Here is a 20,317-nt window from a genome sequence, read left to right on the forward strand (position 1 = left end):
ATTATATATTTTCTGAAAATTTAAATATTTTTTTGAAGAAAAATAAAAAACCTACCCAAAAGGTAGGTTTAATTTATATTAATTAATTTCGATTAACAAGTCTTGAGTTTGAATTGCCTCACCTTTAACCACATGAAGGTCAACAATCTCGCCATCAAATGGTGCTTCAATAGTTGTTTCCATTTTCATGGCTTCAGTAACCATCAAGGCTTGACCTTTTTGAACTTTGTCACCAGCTTTAACTAAAATTTCAAGAACAGAACCTGGCATAGTAGCTCCAATTTGGTTTGGATTTCCTGTTTCGGCTTTGCGTTTAGCCACAACTTGAGTTTGTACAGATTGGTCATTAATTACGACTTCTCGACGTTGACCATTTAGGTTAAAGAAGAGAACACGATTTCCAGCTAGGTCAGGTTCTCCTATTTCATCTAAACGAATGCTGAGTGTTTTACCTTTTTCAATTTGTACTTCAATTTTTTCATTGAGACGCATTCCATGTAAGAAAGTAGGAGTGTCAAGTAGCGTAACTGCTCCAAATTCTCTTTGCATTTTTTGATAATCAAGGAAAACTTGTGGATACATGATATATGAGATAACTTCGTGATCTCCTGGTTCATAGCCAATTTTTTGTTCTAGGTCTGCTTTAACAGTTTCAAAATCAACTTTTTCTGCGTGTAAGCCTGGACGGTCAGTAATTACGGCTTTATCTTTCACGATAATTTTTTGTAATTCTTCTGGGAAGCCACCCACTGGTTGTCCTAAATCTCCACGGAAGAATGATACTACAGATTCTGGGAAATTAAGTTCGTTACCACGCGCATAAACATCTTCTTCTGTTAAATCATTTTGAATCATAAAGAGAGCCATATCTCCAACTACTTTTGAAGAAGGAGTTACTTTAATAATATCTCCAAACATCATGTTAACTTTATGATACATTTGTTTGATTTCATCAAAACGATGTCCAAGACCAACTGCTGCTGCCTGAGATTTTAGGTTAGTGTATTGACCACCAGGCATTTCATGCATGTAAACTTCTGTCTGAGGACTTGTAATACCCGCTTCAAATGGTGCATAATATTTACGAACATCTTCCCAATAATGGTCAATTTGTTCAGCATTTTTTACATTAATTGAGGCATGGCGAGGACCATGTTCAAGTGCATAGTAAATAGATTGCATTGATGGTTGAGATGTTCCGCCAGCAAGACTCGCTGTTGCTACGTCAATAATGTCTACACCTGCTTGAGTTGCACCAGAATATGTAATAATTCCATTTCCTGAAGTATCGTGTGTATGCAAATGAATTGGCAAATCAACGGTATCTTTTAATTCTGAAATCAAACGATAAGCAGCTTGAGGTTTCAATAAACCTGCCATATCTTTAACTGCCAAGATATGAGCACCTGTTGCTTCTAATTCTTTTGCTAAGTCTTTATAGTATTGAATATTATATTTTGGTCGGCTTGGGTCTAGGATATCTCCCGTATAACAAATTGTTGCTTCTGCAATTTTCCCATTATCTCGAACGGCTTGAATGGATTTTTCCATTTGGGGTAACCAGTTAAGACTATCAAAGATACGGAAAACATCGATACCTTCATGCGCCGCTACTCGGATAAATTCTTCAATCACATTATCTGGATAGTTTTGGTAACCAACTGCATTTGAACCACGGAAGAGCATTTGGAACATGGTATTTGGCATGAGTTTACGTAGTTTACGTAGACGATACCACGGTGATTCATTCAAGAAACGGTAAGCCACATCAAAGGTTGCACCACCCCACATCTCAGCTGAGAAAAGTTCTGGTAGCCCTTGGTCAATCGCTTGGGCAATTCCTTTCATATCTTGTAAACGTAAGCGAGTAGCAAGCAAGGATTGGTGAGCATCACGTAAAGTTGTATCTGTTAATAATACTTCTTTTGTATTTTTAACATAATCAACAACAGCATCAGCACCTTGTTCATCTAAGATATTTTTGGCTGTCTTTTTCTTTTCAAGATTAAGAAGGGGTTGACGTGGTTCTTCCAAATGACGTTTTTCAGTATTTTCAATCCCTGGGAAGCCATTGACTGTAATCATTGATAAATAATGCAGCGTCTTTGTTCCACGGTCACGTAAGTGTGGGAAGTTGAACAGACTTGGTGTATTATCAATAAAGGTTGTTGTTGCTTGACCATTTGTGAAGTTTTCATTAGCAATAACATTAATCAAGAAAGGAATATTTGTTTTGACACCACGAATACGGAATTCATGGAGAACGCGGTCCATTTTTCTTACGCTGTCACTAAATTCATTGGCAAAAGTACAAACTTTTACTAAAAGTGAATCAAAATATGGAGTTACTTCATATCCAGCATAGGCATTTCCGACATCTAAACGTACACCAAAACCACCTGGTGAACGGTAGGTATCAATTTTACCTGTGTCTGGCAAGAATCCATTTTGTGGATCTTCTGTTGTGATTCGACATTGAATTGCTGAACCCAAAAGTGGAATTTCAGACTGTGCTGGAAGTCCAATTTCTCTATGTAAGTCTTTACCTTGAGCAATCAAAATTTGAGCTTGGACAATATCTACACCTGTGATAAGTTCCGTAATTGTATGTTCAACTTGAACACGTGGATTTACTTCAATGAAATAAAATTTATCATCTTTAACAAGAAACTCAACTGTACCAGCATTAACATAGCCAACATTTTTACAAAGTTTGACTGCTGCTTCACATATTTCGTTACGGAAGTCCAGTGAAAGTCCCACGGCTGGCGCAATTTCAATGACTTTTTGATTACGTCGTTGTACTGAACAGTCACGCTCATGGAGGTGAATAATATTTCCATGATTATCTCCAAGAATTTGGACTTCAATATGTTTTGGATTTTCAATATATTTTTCAACATAGATTTCGCCAGAACCAAAAGCTCCAATTGCTTCTGATTTTGCTCTAGCATAACCATCATGCATTTCAGCATCATTACGCGCAACTCGCATTCCGCGACCACCACCGCCTAAAGCGGCCTTAATCATAACTGGATAACCGTAAGTTTTAGCAAATTCTAAAGCGCCGTCGATATCTACTGCTCCATTTGTTCCGGGAATTCCTGGAACTTTCGCTTCGTCGGCAGCTGCTTTAGCTTTAATTTTATCACCGAAAATATCCAAATGATGAAGTTCAGGACCCACAAAAACTAAACCTGCTGCGCGAACTTTGGTAGCAAATTCGAGATTTTCAGATAAGAGGCCATAACCTGGGTGAATAGCATCTGCTCCTGATTCAAGGGCAACACGAATGATATCATCAATATCCAAATAGGCATCAATTGGTTTTTTTCCTTGACCGATTAGATAAGATTCATCTGCTTTAAAGCGATGAACAGAATATTCATCTTCTCTTGCATAGACGGCTACAGTAGAAAGTCCGAGTTCATTACAGGCACGAAAGACACGAACGGCGATTTCTCCACGATTGGCGACGAGTAGTTTTTTCATTTTGACTCCTTAATGAGGCTTGCTTGGAAAGGTAATTGGTCATTACCTTTCACTCTTTCATATATTATAAAAATCTTTTATACACTTTTAAACGACTGACAATTGTCAATCGTTTTCATAAGTTGGGACACTGCTACTATAATGATTTGAGAGCTCAGAAACTTCTCTTCGTTTCTCATCAGCTGAAATATTTAATGCAAATGCAATTCCCAACGATAAGACAAGGAAGGACGACCCTCCTTGTGATAGGAAAGGGAAGGTTACTCCTGTTTCTGGAATAATTCCGATTGCTCCACCCACATTGACAAAGACTTGAACTAACAATAAACCAGATACCCCAATCATAATGAGTGAGTTAAAGGCACTTTTAGCACGAATTCCAACAATTAACATTCTGCTTATCAAGAAAAAGAGAATAGCTAGAATAATAATTCCGCCAATGATTCCTAATTCTTCCACGACAATTGGAAAGATAAAGTCAGTTTGAGCTTCTGGTAAGAAACCATTTTTTTGAATCGAATTTCCTAAACCACGCCCTGTCCAACCACCATTAACTATAGCATAGTATGAATTAGCTAACTGGTGTCCAGAATTGGCTAAGTCTGTAAAAGGATTAACAAAAGCTTCAAATCGTTTATTGATATAAGCGATGGGTAAGAAACTTGGAATGATATTTCCACCTACAATGAAAAGAAATCCTAAGAAAATGGCCATCAAAGATAGAATTAATTTTGAATAGCCGGAATACCAACGCCAAGATATACCGCTGGCTCCAATCATTATCAAAGCAACTGCAGCAATAATCAAAGTATTACCTAGGTCAGGCATGATAAGGTCAACCAATAAAATGGCAACTACGGGTAATCGCCAACCACCAAACAGTTTCTGAAAGAGCGTCTTTCCTTTAAAAATCTCATTTATATCACGTTTTTCAATTTCTTCTTGTTTTGTTGAAAAAACTGAGGCTAAATACCAGATAATAAAAACTTTGGCAAATTCTGCTGGCTGCACAGTTCCGATTCCTGGAATATGAATCCAACCTCTGGCTCCATTTACGGGTGCTGTCAGAGCAAAACTGGAAGGCATTATTCTACAAAATATTAATGACAGAATCAAAATAACCATTATTGTTCCTATCATTTTTCTATTCTTAAGGGCTCTAAGTTTCAGACGGTAAATCACTGCAATCATAATGAGACTCAATAATACGAATGCTGTTTGGTTAATTACTAATTTATAAGGATTTAATCCTTTTTGTAACTGATCAGGAACCGTGGTTGAAAAAACCATCACAATACCAATTCCTGCAAGAATTAGGTATGGAATCAATATAGAGTAGTTTAAAAAATTATTCTTATTTAAATTCATTATCTTTTTTTCCTCATTCATATTATTATAGCATGAGTTGAATAATTTATAAAGATTTTCAAAGTGCTTATAAGTTTCTACCAACCAAAGATAAGGTATTTCCGAATATATTTTTTAAACTGAATTTTTTCTTTTATAAATAGTCCACAAAATTATGATTAAAATTTTTTATCTGTCTCTATCAACTGCTATTATAATGAAAAAATAATGTCTTTTTTTGCATAAAACACCTCTAATGAAATATTGTTTACTTTATTATATAATATTATCACAATTCTTAATAAGTGTACATAGTAAAAACTTATTATAAATAAAAAAAAAGCAAGATAATTCTTGCTGTCTAACCTTCACGATGAAGTGTAACAATTCGTTCTTTGGGGCAAAACTTCATTGTTTCAACTTTTTCCGGATGGGTTGCTTTATTTTTACTACTAATATAATTTTTATTCCCACAAGAACTACAAATTAATGTGATTTTTACTCTCATTCCATAATACTCCGTTTCCGCAGATATTTTCGGAAATTAATAAAGGACCAAATAATATTAACAATGACAAAAAGACTTGTCCCTACAATTGCTGCTCGATAACTGATATAACCTGCAATTGCTGATCCGACTAATGGACCGGTTACCATTCCTAAATTAGAACACATTTGTGCGTAAGCAAAAATTCTGCTGACACCTTCTTTGGGAGTAATTTTTGAAAGTAGCGAATTTACTGACGGCATCAAAGCACCAGTTCCAAAACCAAGAAGGAAGCGTAATATCCCAAGTTGGAGTGGGCTTTGCACAAAGGCCATTGGTAAATAAATAATAAATGTAAAAACTAGTCCAATCAAAATCAAACGATGTGAACCGTATTTATCTCCTAAACGTCCTAGAAAACTTGATGATAACATTGCCGACAATCCAACTGCTGACACAATTAAGCCTGAAATGAACATCAAATTGTTAGTGCTTGTCGTCAGGGTTTTGATATACAAGGTCACAAATGGTTCAATAGATTGCGAGGTGATTTGAATAATAAATGTTGTCACTAATAATCCAAAAAGAATTTGTTTGTTACTGACTTTATTAATAATTTCTTTACTAGATAACATTTCACCTTTAGCAATTGGTTCAAAGTTTTCATGAACAAAGAAAATGGTCAGTAAAGTTGCTAGGGCTAATAGAGCGCCGACAATCAAAAAGACATTTGCCATGCCAAACCACTCAGCTAATAACCCACCAAGTGAAGGACCAATCAGTGTTCCAGAAACCATTGCTGTTGCTAATGTTCCAAGGGCATAGCCTGATTTATCTTTTGGAGCTTGTGAAGCAATCATTGCTGTTGAGTTAGGGATATAGCCTGAGAAAAATCCCATTAGCAAACGTAATCCAAGTAACCACCAAACATTAGGGACAAAAGCTATTCCTCCCATTGTTAGGGTCATGACGATACTGGCACGTACCATCATCACTTTACGCCCATGCTCATCAGCTAGACGTCCCCAAATGGGGGCAACTAACCCTGAAGCTAAGGCTGGCAAAGAAAAAGCTAACCCTGAGTAAAGTTCAACATTCCCACCGCTTACGCCCAGTCCTTGAATATACAAGGGGAGAAAGGGCATGACGAGTGAAAATGATGAACCTACAAAAAAGCAGCCAATCCATGTTATAAATAAATTCCTTTTCCAATTAACTGTTTTCGTGCGATTCACCTCTATTTCTGTTCTTCTATCCTAGCTAGTTCTCGCTGGATTTGTTTTTTTAGTGCTTCAATCGTTCCAGAATTATCCAGAATAACATCAGCGACTTTTTGTTTTTCTGACAATAGCATTTGTGAGGAAATTCGTTTTTTAGCTTCTTCTTCCGTAAACTTATTTCTTGCCATCAGTCTTTCTAATTGTATTTTTTCAGGTAAGCTGACCAACCATATTTCATCAAATCCGGTATAATTGTATTCGATTAATAACGGAATATCCATAAATATTGGCTTATTTACTGACAGATTTTTTCCTTGACTCTTTGAATCAAAATTTTTACTGACAGACTTGTCAGTCATTTTTTTTAATAAGTCATCACGTCTATCATATAATTCTGTACGAATAATTTCATCTTGTAAGTTTGATAATTTCTCGCGCTCTTTTGGATCAGAAAAAACTAAAGCTCCTAATTTTTCACGATTTAACTGTCCATTGTCAGCAATAAAATCTAAACCATAAGTTTCTACTATTGCCTTGTAAAGTTTTCCGCCAGGTTCTTGTAATTGACGGACAACTTTGTCAGCATCAATCACTTGATAACCCTCAGAAATCAAAAAATCAACCACCGTTGATTTCCCACTCGCAATTCCGCCTGTCAATCCAATTACCATTTTCATTCATCTATTTTAGCATAAAATTTAACTTTCTTAAACTAAAAACAATAGTTTTTAACTATTATGATTAATTTTTTCGTAAAAAAAGTCTGTCAGTAAAACTGACAGACCGAATATTCATTAAATTTTAAGAATTAGATGTTTGAAGTATGCATTACTTCTTCATCATCGTTTGAAAGAACTTCATGGAAGACACGTTCAGTTAATTCTTGTTTTTGTTCTGGTGTGAGGTATTTAGTATTGACACAGTAACCAGAGATACGAACGATAACATCTTCACCACGCATGATTTTATCGTAAACATCTTTAAGGTCCATTACGTTCAAGTTAACGTGTTGACCTGCAAATTCAGTACCATTAATCAAAGCACCTGGTGTGAAGTATCCATCAAGAATTTGAACCAAGTTATCCACTTGTTCATCACGAGTTTTACCAAGTGCACGAGGTGAAACTTGAGTAGTCAATGAAATACCATCATTTGCATCTTTGAATTCCAATTTAGCCAATGAGCGAAGGTTTTGCAACCAACCACCCTTAGCTTTATTAGATGGGTTAGCACCTGGTGAGAAGAATTCAAGTTTAGATTTGTTTACTGTACCATCTTCATTGAGGAATACACCTTTATGCACTGGAGAATTACCAGTTTGTTTAGAGTAAGCAACGTTAGATGTAATTGTCAAAAGTGAAACAGTAGCTTCAGCATTTTTGTAAAGTTTGTGTGAAGCTAATTTTTCATGGTACATTTTCATGACAAGTTTAGCAATATCATCAGCACGATCATCATCTTCACCATAACGAGGGAAATCACCTTCTACTTCGTAATCGTAGATATAGCCATTTTCATCACGCAATGTTTTAACTTTAGCATATTTAATTGCTGAAAGTGAATCAACTGTATTTGCGAATCCACAGATACCAAATCCCATGTTAGCACGAACTTTAGTAGGCAAGAAGGCCATTTGAACTGCTTCATAGTTATATTTATCAGTCATGTAATGAATGATATTCATTGCATCAACATAAGTATCAGTCAACCAGTCGAGAGATTTGTCAAAGTTTTCCATAACTGTATCATAGTCAAGAATTTCGTCACGAACAGGTTCGATGTCGAATACTTTATAATCTTTATGAACGTCATCATAACCACCGTTCAAACCAGTCAACATTGCTTTCAAGACGTTTACACGCGCACCAAAGTATTGGAGGTTATGACGTCCTTCTTCATTTTCTGGATCAAGTGGTGAGACACAACAAGAGATACATGACATTTCGCCATATCCATCTTTAGCCATTGTTTCAACACCTTCATATTGAATAGAAGAATGCTTGTGGCTCATAGACATTGAATAACGTTTGAATGAGTAAGGAAGTTTAGAATCCCAAAGGACTGTCAAGTTTGGTTCTGGAGCATTTCCGATTGTATCAAGTGTGTTCAAGAAACGGTAGTCCATTTTAGTGACACGGTGACGTCCGTCATTACCCATACCAGCCATAGATGTTGTGATGAATGTTGGGTCACCAGAATAAAGTTCATCATAAGCAGCTGCACGAGCAAATTTCATTGTACGGAGTTTCAAAACGAAATCATCAACAAATTCTTGAATTTCTTGTTCAGTAAATGTTCCACGAGCAAGGTCACGTTCTGCAAAGATATCAAGAACGATTGGAACACGTCCAAGTGAAGTTGCAGCTCCATTAATGACACGACATACTGCCATATAAGCGATGTTAACCCATTGGATTGCTTCTTTTACGTTCATAGCTGGACGTGAAACATCAAGACCATATAAAGCACCAAAGTTTACAACTTCTTGCAAAGCTTGGTATTGCATATTAATTTCTTCTTTAAGACGAATGTTTTCTTCGTTAATTTCAGTGATTGCATCCCATTCTTTTGCTTTTTCCTTCATAAGGTAATCAGCACCGTAAAGGGCAAGACGTGCATAGACACCAATGATACGTCCACGAGAGTAGGCATCTGGCAAACCTGTTACAGTATGAGCATGACGTGCTTTACGAATTGCTGAAGTATAAGCACGGAAGATTCCATCATTTACAGAAGTCATTGTTTGTGACAAAACATCATGCAAGCCTGGGTCAACTGAGAGACCGTGTTCTGTCAAAATCTTTTCAGCAACACGAAGTCCACCTTTTGGCATGAAGTTTAAGCGGAAAAGTTCGCTATTTTGCATCCCATAGATGAGTTCAAGTTCTTTATCATTAGCATCGATATATCCGGCAGGGATTTTATCAATAGAGGTTACGCGGTCAGTATCGAAGGGAAAACCAACTTCTTCATAGTGAGCTTTTGTATCTTCAATAATTTTCTTTACTTTAAGTGTACGTTCTGTTGGCCCAGCAAGAAAGCTTTCATCACCATCATATGGTTTGTAGTTTTCTTGTACAAAGCGAGTAACGCTTGCTTTATCACGCCAGTTGGTTCCTTTAAAACCATCCCAAGCTTGTTCAAAGATATTTTCCGTAACTTCGGTTTTCATTTTGAAATCTCCTTTGTTCTTTCTGTTTCAAATTACAACTTCATTATATCATACAGTTTGAGAATAGCAAACAGAATTCAAGAGAAATTACAGATTCTTTACTAATACAGTTCCAATTATTTTAATATCTGTTATACTTTTTTAAAACGTTTTCATAAATAATTCACAAAATAGTTTTAACAAACATTGCTAACTTCATAATCTGCAATCACTAATTAATTTTTTCACAAAGAGCAAAAAAATGGAGATTTTTCTCCATTTTATAACATATCTTTTTTATGTAACCACCAAGTGACCCAAACACATAATAAAATTCCTAGAACTAAAATAAGCCAAACCATCCAATTAAAATTTTGACCAGGAATTGGAACATTCATTCCGTAAAAACCAACAATTACTGCTGGAATCCCTAGAACGAAAGTAGCTGATGTCATGATTTTCATGACAATGTTCAAGTTATTAGAGACAATGTTTGAGAACAAATCTCGGAGATTTTCTAGTAACTTGAGCTGAATCTTGGTTTCTGTATAAGCTTGGTCTGTTTCGACAAAAATATCATAAATCTTTTCAGCAAAACCGTCTTCATCATCTTCTCTCAAGTAATCAATAAAATCCTGAAGTACTTGCATATTATTGTGCAAGGCATCTTCAAAATAAATTAAACTTGCTTGAATGGCAATCAAATCAACAATTTGGTCGTTCTTTGTTGAATTTTTGATTCCCTGTTCAAGTCTGCGACGTCTTGTTCGGAAATCTCTCAAATAATCATGGAAAGTGTGTGTCATTTGATACATCACTTGAAAAATAACTTGATGTTTGTAGCGTTTATAATCATATTCACGCTCGAAAATTAAGCCATTATCAATCTCATGATTAAGTGCTAAAATAACCGATTCATTTTTAGTCCAAACCAAAGAATATGGAAAAGTCGCAACTTCTCCATAATTAGAAAGTGCAGGATATTGTAAGAGAATCAGATTATTATCATTATCATCTGTTTCAAAACGGGCATTTTCATAATCATCCAAAATTCCTGATAAATAGTCAAAAGGGAAGTCATAGTATTCAGAAATATTCCCAATTTCTTCACGTGTTGGATTGAGAACATAGGTGAAATTCTTCATTTCAGAGGTTGAAATTAATTTTTTTTCGTTGGATAGTTCATAATTTTTAATCATTTTCCTATCTATCCCTTCTTTTCCTGATAAAAGAGGATTGGAATCCTCTTAGTGTCCCTTTAATTGTAGCAGATTTTAGACTTTTTTTCCGAGTATTTTATTCTCTACGACTTAAGAAAACATTTACATTAACTATTGGTCTAAAGAATACTTTGTGATATAATAAACTTATTAACTTGAGGAGATTTTTTTTGAAATTCAAACACGAACCCCTAAATTTGTATCTAAACTTTAAAAAATCAGCTGAACAGTTTCCTGATAGCCCAATTATCTTTGATGAGGCTGTTGGAGCTTTCCCTGAACTAGCTCTTGAAACGACTTACCAAAAGACTCATCAAGCAATTGTTGATAAGGCAAGTCTCTTATCTGAGTTGGGAATCAAAAAATCGGATAAAGTCATTATTTTTAAATCAAGTGCTTTTGATACCTATCTTTTAGCTGTTGCTGTTTCTTATCTAGGCGCTGTTCCAGCAATGATTTCTTATCATCTTCCTGCCGAAACAATGGATATTTTAGCTGGACGTTTAGGCAATCCTTGGCTCATTTATGACCAAGTTACTGACAAAACTGTAAATGAAATGAAGAATCTTGAAGATTCAAAAAAACTTTCTGTCAGTAAATTTGCTTTGGAAAAACCTACTCAAATTGCTGACAGTCAGCAATTGGCCAGTGATGAGATTGCTTATCTCACTCATACTTCTGGAACAACTGGTGTACCAAAATTAATCGCTCACTCTGCTAATTCAATGGGTTGGCGTTGGGTGCTTCAAAGAACTGTAATGGATTGGATGCCTGATAAGGAAGAAATTTTAGCTTTCCATATTTCTCCTGTTCATTCTCGTTTCAATATAGGGGTTTCATCAGCAATGACCTTTGGGTTTGGCCTTATGCCCCTCAATGATTTATCAAAAGATAATCTTGTCAATCTTTTTGCTAAACATCAGCCTTATGCTTTTGAAACACATCCAAACGATTTTGTTCGTCTAGCGAATCTTGCAAAGCAAGAACCTGAGATTTTTGCTTCAATTCGTTACCTTCACTCAACTTTTGATGCAATTAATAAAGAAACAATGCACACTTTTCTTTCTGCCTCTAAACAAAAAGAGCCAGTTTTCCTACAAATTTATGGACAGTCTGAATGTGGCCCAATGATTTGGAAAAAGCACCGTTTATCAACTTTAGCAGACACTAATGCCCGTGAAATGGGGATTGGTATGCCTGGATTATCTAAAGCACGTATTGCCGATGAAGATGGAAATGAATGTCCTGCAGGTACGCCTGGAAGAATCCACTTCCTCTCAAAAGGAAGAGCTTTGACTTACTATAAAGAAGAAGAACGTTTTAATAAAGAAGTCTATGGTGACTGGTGGGATACTGGCGATTGGGGTCTCATGAATGAAGACGGAATTCTCTTTTTACATGACAGACAAGTTGATTTAATTGATAAAATTGAATCTAATTTGGCAATTGAAGATCTTCTGTTAGACCAACACGACTTCTTAGATGAAGTTGTGATTATTCGTGATAAATCTGGTAAACCACAACCTATTTTGGCTCTAGCTGAAAATGCGGAAATGGATTGGTCAGCTTGGTGGGCTTCAATTGTTGATTTGCCATTTTTAAATGAACCTATTCTTATGGCTTACGATGAAATTCCTCGTACAGCAACAATGAAAGTTCAACGATTAGCTCTTGAAAGAGAATTAGCTAAATAAGTGTTCCTAATTTTACTGACAGAACTGTCAGCCACTTATACATCAGCAAATTTATTATTAAAACTACTGACAAAACTGTCAGTAGTTTTTTTGCTTAAAAAAATTAATTAATTGATGTTAATCAATTAATTTGTTAGAATTTAATAAATGACACAGTGTCATAAATTTAATGAATTGGAGAAAAAATGCCTAAATCAACCTATTTCAGTCTATCTGACGAAAAACGCAATCGCGTATATGATGCCTGTTTAAATGAATTTCAGACTCATTCTTTTCACGAGGCAAAAATTATGCACATCGTAAAAGCTCTTGATATTCCGAGAGGGAGTTTTTATCAGTATTTTGAAGATTTAAAAGATGCTTATTTCTATGTCCTCTCGCAAGAAACCCTTGAAATCCATGATTTATTTTTTAATTTATTAAAAGATAATTCCATTGAAGAGGCTCTAGATAAATACAAATATCTCCTTCTTGAAAATTTAATTGATTCTCCCCAATACCAACTTTATAAATATCGCTTTTTAGATTGGACTTATGAACTTGAAAGAGATTGGAAACCCCAAAGTTCAGCAACCGTCCCAGCTAGTGAAAATGATAATCCAATTTCACAAGTATTAAAATCAGTTGTTCATAATCTCGTTTATAGATTATTCAGTGAAAATTGGACTGAGAAAACTTTTATTGAAAATTATGATAAAGAAATCAAATTAGTCACCGAAGGTTTACTTAATTATATTACTGACAGAAAAAACTAAAAGGAGATTTTATGTTTTTAGCACTAAGAGAAATACGTTATAATAAAGCTCGTTACACCTTAATCGGAGCTATTATTTTTTTAATCGCTTATGTAGTCTTTATACTGTCCGGACTGTCTGTAGGACTTGCCAGTCAATTTAAACAAGCTGTCCTTGATTGGAAGGCCGAAAAAGTCGTTTTATCAACAAGTTCAAATAATATTATTTCTGCTTCACAAATTACTTCTGATGATTTAAGTAATATTCATATAGAAAATGGTTCAGAATTATCATTGTTTTCTACTTCTATGCGCAAATCAAAGAGCGAGCGAGACAATATTGCTATTATTGCCCTGCCTGATAAGTCTAAAATCATGCCAGAAGTTCTTGAGGGAAAAAAATTTACTGACAATCATTTAGAAATGATTATCTCAAAAAAGCTGGCAAATCAAGGATATAAAATCGGTCAAGAAGTTTCCGTGGGAAATAATAATATTAAAATAAAAATTGTCGGAATTTCAAAATCCTCTTCTTATTCTGCATCGCCTGTTATCTATACCTCATTTTCCGCTTTGAATCAGATAAAGTTTGGTGAAAAAAGCACTTCAACTTCTTCTGTTAATGCTGTCGTTGTAAAATCTGGGAAAGTTAAGATTGATTCTTCTATTTCAAATCAATATAAAGTCCTCTCTATTTCTGATTTAATTAACGATATTCCAGGTTATTCTGCTCAAAATATGACACTCAGCGCAATGATTTACTTCTTATTTCTGATTGTACTGTTGATTATTGGAGTCTTTATGTATGTTATAACTCTTCAAAAAGTTCCGATTTTTGGCATAATGAAAGCCCAAGGAATTTCAAATCGCATAATAATGAACTCTTTACTTGGTCAAAGCTTTATCATTAGTTTAGTTGGCGTCTTCGTTGCTTTTATAGCAAGTTATGGAACTAGCTTTATCTTACCCGATGCAATGCCATTTGAAATTAGTCTTACAAACTGGTTGCTCTATGCTTTAATTCTCATCATCGTATCAATTATTGGGTCACTTTTTTCAATCATTACTATCCGTAAAATTGACCCAACGAAAGCAATTGGAGGTTAAAAATGAAAACAATTCTTAAAATGGAAAATGTAAAAAAATCTTTTGGTAGTGGTCATAATGAGATTCAGGCACTCAAAGGAATCGATTTAGCAGTCAATCAAGGAGAATTTGTTTCAATTATTGGTCCCTCCGGTTCAGGCAAAAGTACATTTCTCACAATTGCAGGTGGTTTACAAAGTCCAACTTCTGGGAACATTTCAATCAATGGCTTAGATTTTACACCATTGTCAGAAAAAAAACGTTCTAAACTTAGATTTAAAGAAATAGGTTTCATCCTCCAAAGTTCTAATTTGATTCCTTATTTGACTATTGAAGAACAATTTCTCCTTATTGATAAAATCAATCACGAAAAACTAACTTCTAAAAAAGGGATTGAACTTCTTAAATCACTTGATATTTTAGACTTAAAAGATAAACATCCTAGCGATCTTTCTGGTGGTGAAAGACAAAGGGCAGCTATTGCTCGTGCTCTCTTTAATGAACCAAATTTAATTTTGGCCGATGAACCAACAGCAAGTTTAGACACTGAGCATGCTTATCAGGTTGTTGAATTATTAAGACAAGAAGCTCATTTGAAGAATAAAGCAACAATCATGGTCACTCATGACCAAAGAATGATTAAAAATAGTGACAGTGTTTATAAGATTGAAGATGGACTCTTATCAAAAATCTAAATAAAATAAAAACTACTAGCTTACTAGTAGTTTTTTCATAGAATATTTTTTATAAAAAATAATCCTTCTCTAAATAAAGAGAAGGATTATTTCTAAATCATTCGTTGGTAAACCTTATTTTTTAAGGTTGTAGAATGCTTTAAGACCTTTGTATTGAGCCACTTCAGCCAATTGGTCTTCGATACGAAGCAATTGGTTGTATTTAGCCATACGGTCTGTACGTGAAAGTGAACCAGTTTTGATTTGACCAGCGTTAGTTGCAACAGCGATATCTGAGATTGTTGAATCTTCAGTTTCACCAGAACGGTGAGAAACGATTGCTGTGAAACCAGCTTCTTTAGCCATTTCAATAGCTTCGAAAGTTTCTGTCAAAGTACCGATTTGGTTAACTTTGATCAAGATAGCGTTTGAAGCATTTTCACGGATACCACGTTCAAGGTATTTAGTGTTTGTAACGAAGAAATCGTCACCAACGAGTTGAACTTTTTTACCAAGACGTTCAGTAAGGATTTTCCATCCATCCCAGTCGTTTTCGTCCATACCATCTTCAATAGTGATGATTGGGTATTTAGAAACGAGTTCTTCAAGGTAGTCAACTTGTTCAGAAGCTGAAAGTTTTTTACCGCCTTCACCTTCGAATTTAGTGTAGTCGTAAACACCGTTTTCGTAGAATTCTGATGATGCACAGTCGAAACCGATCATAACGCCATCTTCACCAGCTTTGTAACCAGCTGCTTCGATTGCTTTAAGGATAGTTTCTACACCGTCTTCAGTTCCGTCGAATTTAGGAGCGAATCCACCTTCGTCACCGACAGCTGTTTCAAGTCCACGAGCTTTAAGAATTTTCTTAAGAGCGTGGAAGATTTCAGCACCCCAACGAAGCGCTTCTTTGAATGTAGGTGCACCAACTGGTACGATCATGAATTCTTGGAAAGCGATTGGAGCGTCTGAGTGAGAACCACCATTGATGATGTTCATCATTGGAGTTGGCAATACTTTAGCGTTGAATCCGCCAAGGTAGTTGTAAAGTGGAACACCAAGTTCATCAGCAGCAGCACGAGCAGCAGCGATAGAAACACCAAGGATAGCGTTAGCTCCCAATTTACCTTTGTTTTCAGTACCGTCAAGAGCGATCATTGCACGGTCAATAGCTTGTTGGTCAGTAACTTCATAACCGATGATAGCTTCAGCGATGATGTTGTTTACGTTGTCAACAGCTTTTTGAGTACCAAGTCCGTTGTAGCGAGATTTGTCGCCATCACGAAGTTCAACCGCTTCATGTTCACCAGTAGAAGCACCTGAAGGTACCATACCGCGACCGAATGCACCGTCTTCAGTGTAAACTTCAACTTCAAGTGTTGGGTTACCGCGTGAGTCAAGGACTTCGCGAGCATAAATATCAGTAATAATTGACATTTTAGTCTCCTTATTATTTTTAAGTGCGTCTGCACTCTTAATACATCTTTGATTTTACTATTTTTTGAAAGATTTTTCAAGTGAAAATCTTCGCAAAGCTAAACTTCAAAAGGTTTTGCGCTTACATTTTGAAGTTTTGTTATCTGAACATTAATAAAAAAGGATAGAAAAATCTATCCTTATTTTTTTATTCTGTTTCAATTAAACCATAACGACCATCTGTACGACGGTAAACGACATGGGTTCCGTTACTATCAGCATCTGTAAAGACGTAGAAATCATGTCCCAACATATCCATCTGAAGCACTGCTTCTTCGGCATCCATTGGTTTTAAAGCAACATGTTTAGTACGTACAATATCTACGTGATCCTCAGCAACTTCATCGGCTTTTTCTAATGGTGCAAACTCATCGCCAAAAGCTTGTCCTGTTGGGACAGCATTGCGTGGTTTACGGTTCATACGTGTCTTATATTTACGAATTTGACGTTCGAGTTTTTCTTCTACAAAATCAATGGAAGAATACATATCTTGTGAAGTATCTTCTGCACGTAAAGTGACATTTTTAGCTGGAAGAGTTACTTCAACTTTAGCTCGTTTTTCGCTGTAAACTTTAAGATTAACATAGGCTGTTACTTCATGACCATCGTTGAAATATTTATCAAGTTTTCCGATTTTATCTTCAACATAAGCGCGGATTGCATCAGTCACTTCGACGTTTTCGCCACGGATATTAAATTTGATCATAAGAGTACCTCTTCAACAGTTCTTTTGTTTCAATGAAGCCCTTAAACTTTTGGAATTTTCAGGACTTCTGAATCTTTTCGAACTGTCCTTTCCTTTATTTCTAATTTAATTATAACATGAAACAGCTTTCATCTCAAACAATTTGAGCGATTTTAATTTTTTTATTAGATGCCCCAATTGAAACATGATTACCTGCTTTGATTTCACCAGAGAGCAATTGTTCACTTAAAAGGTCTTCAACTTCTTTTTGAAGAGCCTTGCGGAGCGGACGTGCACCATATTCTGGGTCAAAACCTACCTCAGCAATTAATTTCACCGCTGACGGTGTGAGTTTAACATGAATATCTTGTTCTGCCAGACGTTTAATCAAAGATTTACTCATAATTTTAACAATTTGTTCAATCTCTTGACTTTCCAATGAGTGGAAAACAATATTTTCATCAATTCGATTAAGAAACTCAGGACGATAATGACGTTTAAGCTCTTCTAATATTCTTGATTTCATGGCTGAATAATCAGCTGTGATATTTTTAGCGCCAAAACCAACTGTCTTATCATCACGAAGAGCAGTCGCTCCCAAGTTTGAAGTCATGATAATAATTGTATTTCTGAAATCAACTTTACGACCTTTAGTATCAGTCACAAAGCCATCATCTAGAATTTGCAACATGATGTTGAAAACGTCAGGATGAGCTTTTTCGACTTCATCTAAAAGAACAACAGAATAAGGTTTATTACGAACGCGTTCTGTCAATTGACCACCCTCATCATAACCTACATACCCTGGAGGAGCTCCAATCAAGCGTGAAGTCGAATGTTTTTCCATGAATTCACTCATGTCAACACGAATCATATTATCTTCACTACCAAACACACTGTCAGCCAGTGCTTTAGCAAGTTCGGTTTTACCGACCCCTGTTGGTCCAAGGAACATGAAAGAACCCATTGGACGACGGCTGTCAGCAACACCGGAACGTGCCCGACGAATGGCTCTTGAAACGGCAGAAATAGCTTCTTCTTGTCCAATAACTCGTTTGTGTAATTCTTTTTCAAGATTGATTAAACGATCACTTTCAGACTTAGTCATTTGTGTGATTGGAACACCTGTCAGTGTTGAGGCAACAGCAACAACAGCTTGGTCAGTAACTTCTTGACGTTTATCTTCTTTTACTGAGAATTTATAAATCTTGTCAGCAATTTTTTCAACTGCTTTTTCTTTTGTACGAGACGCTTTGATATCAAGTTTAATGACAGCTTCTGATAATTCTTCTTGAGCTTCCGCTAATTCTTTTTCTAAATCAAGACGTTTTGTTTGTTGATTTTTGACAGAAATTTTCACTGCTGCTGCAGCTTCATCAAGTAAATCAATGGCTTTGTCAGGCAATTTTCGGCTAGTCATATAACGAACACTGAGCATTACAGCACTTTTAATGGCTTGGTCAGTAAATTTCACTTGATGATAGTCTTCAAATTTTTCACGTAAGCCTTGCAAAATAGCAATCGCTTCATCTGGACTTGGCTCATCAACATTTATTCTCGCCAAACGGCGTTCTAAAGCTTCATCTTTTTCAATATATTTTTGATATTCATGATAGGTTGTTGCTCCGACCATTTGAAAATCACCACGAGCAAGCGCTGGTTTCAAAATATTTGCGGCATCATTGACAGAATCTATACCGCCACCAGCACCGATGATTGTGTGTAATTCATCAATGAAAATAATGACATCTGGATCACTGCTAACTTCTTCAACAATAGCTGTCAAACGATCCTCAAATTCACCTCTAAATTTTGTCCCAGCAACAACAGTCGCCATATTCAAGGCCATAATTCGACTATTCATCAAACCAATTGGAACTTGACCATTGACAATTCTTTGAGCCAAACCTTCAATAATTGCTGATTTCCCAACACCGGGCTCTCCAACTAAGACAGGATTATTTTTTGTTCTGCGGCTGAGAATATGAATCAAACGGTCAATTTCAGCTTCTCGTCCAATCATTGGGTCAAGTTTACCCAAGCGAGCTTCTTCGGTTAAATCTGAGGATACAGAGTCTAACGTTGGCGTCGTTGAATTTTCTGCAACTCCCTTTGCCATCTTACGTTTTGACATTGGAGTCACAGCTTTTTTACTTTCTGGAACTTTGAGTCCAGTTCTTTTCTCAAGCTCTTTTCGCAAAGATACAATATTGATTTTTTGTAATTTCAGAAGTTGAAGACCAAATCCATCTTCTACTTGAAGTAGGGCATAAAGCAAGTGTTCTGTTCCAACGGCTTCTGAGTTATTATGAATTGCTAAAAAACTTGCCGCAGTCATCACTTCTTCTGCACGAGGTGAAAAACGTAAAGTTGAACGTTTGACCTTAACATGACTTGATAAATCCTCTAAATCAATCAGTAAGTCAGAAGAATCAACATTCATTCCAGCAAGGAGGCTGTATGCAATTGAACCTGAGGTCGTTGCCATTGCAGCCAGTAAATGAGCACTTTCAATGGTGCCATATTGATATTGGTGAGCATACTCTTCCGCTTTTTCTAAAATTCGGTCAAGCGTTGGTGTATATTTTATATTTTCAAATTTCATCGTCACGGTCCAATCTGTTTATTATACTTTTCATCATTATACCACGAGTAAAGGGACTAATGGCTCCGTCAGTAATGACTAACAAAAGTAGATTTCCCTCACGTTCTGTCAGTACTTTCTCATCAAAGAGAAGTTGAACGATATCATGGGCAGCTTTACTTGAGAGATTAGCTGGAACTTTCTGGTAAAGAGCCGTTAAGAATTCATGACGAGCAGAATATTGATACTTCACAATTTTGATGTATCCACCGCCACCACGTTTTGATTCCACATCAAAGCCTTTTGAGGCCGTAAATCGTGTTTTTATCACATAATTAATCTGACTCGGCACGACATCAAATTGATTGGCTAAGTCCGCTCGTTTAATTTCAATGACTTGTGCTTCTTCTAAAAGCTTTCTCAGATAAGCTTCGATAATATCTGATGTATTTTTTTGACCTGCCATCG

Annotated in this window: 15 protein-coding genes; 4 read left to right on the forward strand and 11 right to left on the reverse strand. The window is 35.9% G+C overall.

Annotated features, from left to right (window positions below; translation table 11 throughout):
• Nucleotides 1–78: 78 nt before the first annotated feature.
• The 7 genes from HFD15_RS10205 to HFD15_RS10235 all read right to left on the reverse strand — a co-directional run bounded on the left by HFD15_RS10205 (nt 79) and on the right by HFD15_RS10235 (nt 10,896).
• On the reverse strand, nt 79–3,492 hold the full coding sequence (locus tag HFD15_RS10205; protein WP_058208568.1) for a pyruvate carboxylase: 3,414 nt from the start codon (nt 3,490–3,492) through the stop codon (nt 79–81).
• A 105-nt stretch (nt 3,493–3,597) separates the two neighbouring features.
• Entirely contained in the window at nt 3,598–4,860 is a 1,263-nt protein-coding gene (locus HFD15_RS10210; RefSeq protein WP_012897351.1) for an FtsW/RodA/SpoVE family cell cycle protein, read from the reverse strand.
• Nucleotides 4,861–5,200: 340 nt separating this feature from the next.
• A complete protein-coding gene (rpmG, locus tag HFD15_RS10215; RefSeq protein WP_003129585.1) occupies nt 5,201–5,347 on the reverse strand; it encodes a 50S ribosomal protein L33 in 147 nt (48 codons plus the stop codon).
• On the reverse strand, nt 5,344–6,561 hold the full coding sequence (locus HFD15_RS10220; protein ID WP_012897350.1) for a multidrug efflux MFS transporter: 1,218 nt from the start codon (nt 6,559–6,561) through the stop codon (nt 5,344–5,346). The genes rpmG and HFD15_RS10220 overlap by 4 nt, the downstream gene beginning before the upstream one ends.
• A gap of 2 nt (nt 6,562–6,563) precedes the next feature.
• A complete protein-coding gene (coaE, locus tag HFD15_RS10225) occupies nt 6,564–7,223 on the reverse strand; it encodes a dephospho-CoA kinase (protein WP_058208569.1) in 660 nt (219 codons plus the stop codon).
• Nucleotides 7,224–7,354: 131 nt separating this feature from the next.
• On the reverse strand, nt 7,355–9,718 hold the full coding sequence (gene pflB / locus HFD15_RS10230) for a formate C-acetyltransferase (protein ID WP_039114795.1): 2,364 nt from the start codon (nt 9,716–9,718) through the stop codon (nt 7,355–7,357).
• A 260-nt stretch (nt 9,719–9,978) separates the two neighbouring features.
• Nucleotides 9,979–10,896, reverse strand: a complete 918-nt coding sequence (locus tag HFD15_RS10235) for a magnesium transporter CorA family protein (RefSeq protein WP_003129577.1) — start codon at nt 10,894–10,896, stop codon at nt 9,979–9,981.
• Nucleotides 10,897–11,087: 191 nt separating this feature from the next.
• On the opposite strand from HFD15_RS10235, the gene HFD15_RS10240 reads away from it, so the two are divergent.
• The 4 genes from HFD15_RS10240 (at nt 11,088) to HFD15_RS10255 (ending at nt 15,125) form a co-directional block, all read left to right on the forward strand.
• Nucleotides 11,088–12,611, forward strand: coding sequence for a class I adenylate-forming enzyme family protein (locus HFD15_RS10240; RefSeq protein ID WP_023188928.1), 1,524 nt, complete (start codon nt 11,088–11,090; stop codon nt 12,609–12,611).
• 185 nt (nt 12,612–12,796) lie between these two features.
• Nucleotides 12,797–13,366, forward strand: a complete 570-nt coding sequence (locus HFD15_RS10245; protein ID WP_012897348.1) for a TetR/AcrR family transcriptional regulator — start codon at nt 12,797–12,799, stop codon at nt 13,364–13,366.
• 11 nt (nt 13,367–13,377) lie between these two features.
• Nucleotides 13,378–14,451, forward strand: coding sequence for an ABC transporter permease (locus HFD15_RS10250; RefSeq protein ID WP_003129569.1), 1,074 nt, complete (start codon nt 13,378–13,380; stop codon nt 14,449–14,451).
• A 2-nt stretch (nt 14,452–14,453) separates the two neighbouring features.
• The gene (locus tag HFD15_RS10255; protein WP_017864216.1) at nt 14,454–15,125 is read left to right on the forward strand and encodes an ABC transporter ATP-binding protein; all 672 of its coding nucleotides are present in this window, start codon (nt 14,454–14,456) and stop codon (nt 15,123–15,125) included.
• Nucleotides 15,126–15,239: 114 nt separating this feature from the next.
• Here the strand turns inward: HFD15_RS10255 and eno are convergent, their stop codons facing one another.
• The 4 genes from eno to HFD15_RS10275 all read right to left on the reverse strand — a co-directional run bounded on the left by eno (nt 15,240) and on the right by HFD15_RS10275 (nt 20,315).
• Nucleotides 15,240–16,541, reverse strand: coding sequence for a surface-displayed alpha-enolase (gene eno, locus HFD15_RS10260; protein ID WP_010905473.1), 1,302 nt, complete (start codon nt 16,539–16,541; stop codon nt 15,240–15,242).
• 187 nt (nt 16,542–16,728) lie between these two features.
• On the reverse strand, nt 16,729–17,286 hold the full coding sequence (hpf, locus tag HFD15_RS10265; protein ID WP_003129564.1) for a ribosome hibernation-promoting factor, HPF/YfiA family: 558 nt from the start codon (nt 17,284–17,286) through the stop codon (nt 16,729–16,731).
• A gap of 133 nt (nt 17,287–17,419) precedes the next feature.
• Complete coding sequence (locus HFD15_RS10270; RefSeq protein ID WP_167593618.1) at nt 17,420–19,870, reverse strand: ATP-dependent Clp protease ATP-binding subunit; 2,451 nt, start codon at nt 19,868–19,870, stop codon at nt 17,420–17,422.
• Nucleotides 19,860–20,315 carry a CtsR family transcriptional regulator gene (locus tag HFD15_RS10275; protein WP_010905471.1) on the reverse strand — a complete coding sequence of 152 codons (456 nt, stop codon included), beginning with the start codon at nt 20,313–20,315 and terminating at the stop codon, nt 19,860–19,862. Before HFD15_RS10275 ends, HFD15_RS10270 begins: the two co-directional genes overlap by 11 nt.
• Nucleotides 20,316–20,317: the final 2 nt, after the last annotated feature.

Origin of the sequence: Lactococcus sp. EKM203L (genome assembly GCF_011800585.1) — a bacterium.
In the GTDB taxonomy this organism is placed as follows: domain Bacteria; phylum Bacillota; class Bacilli; order Lactobacillales; family Streptococcaceae; genus Lactococcus; species Lactococcus lactis.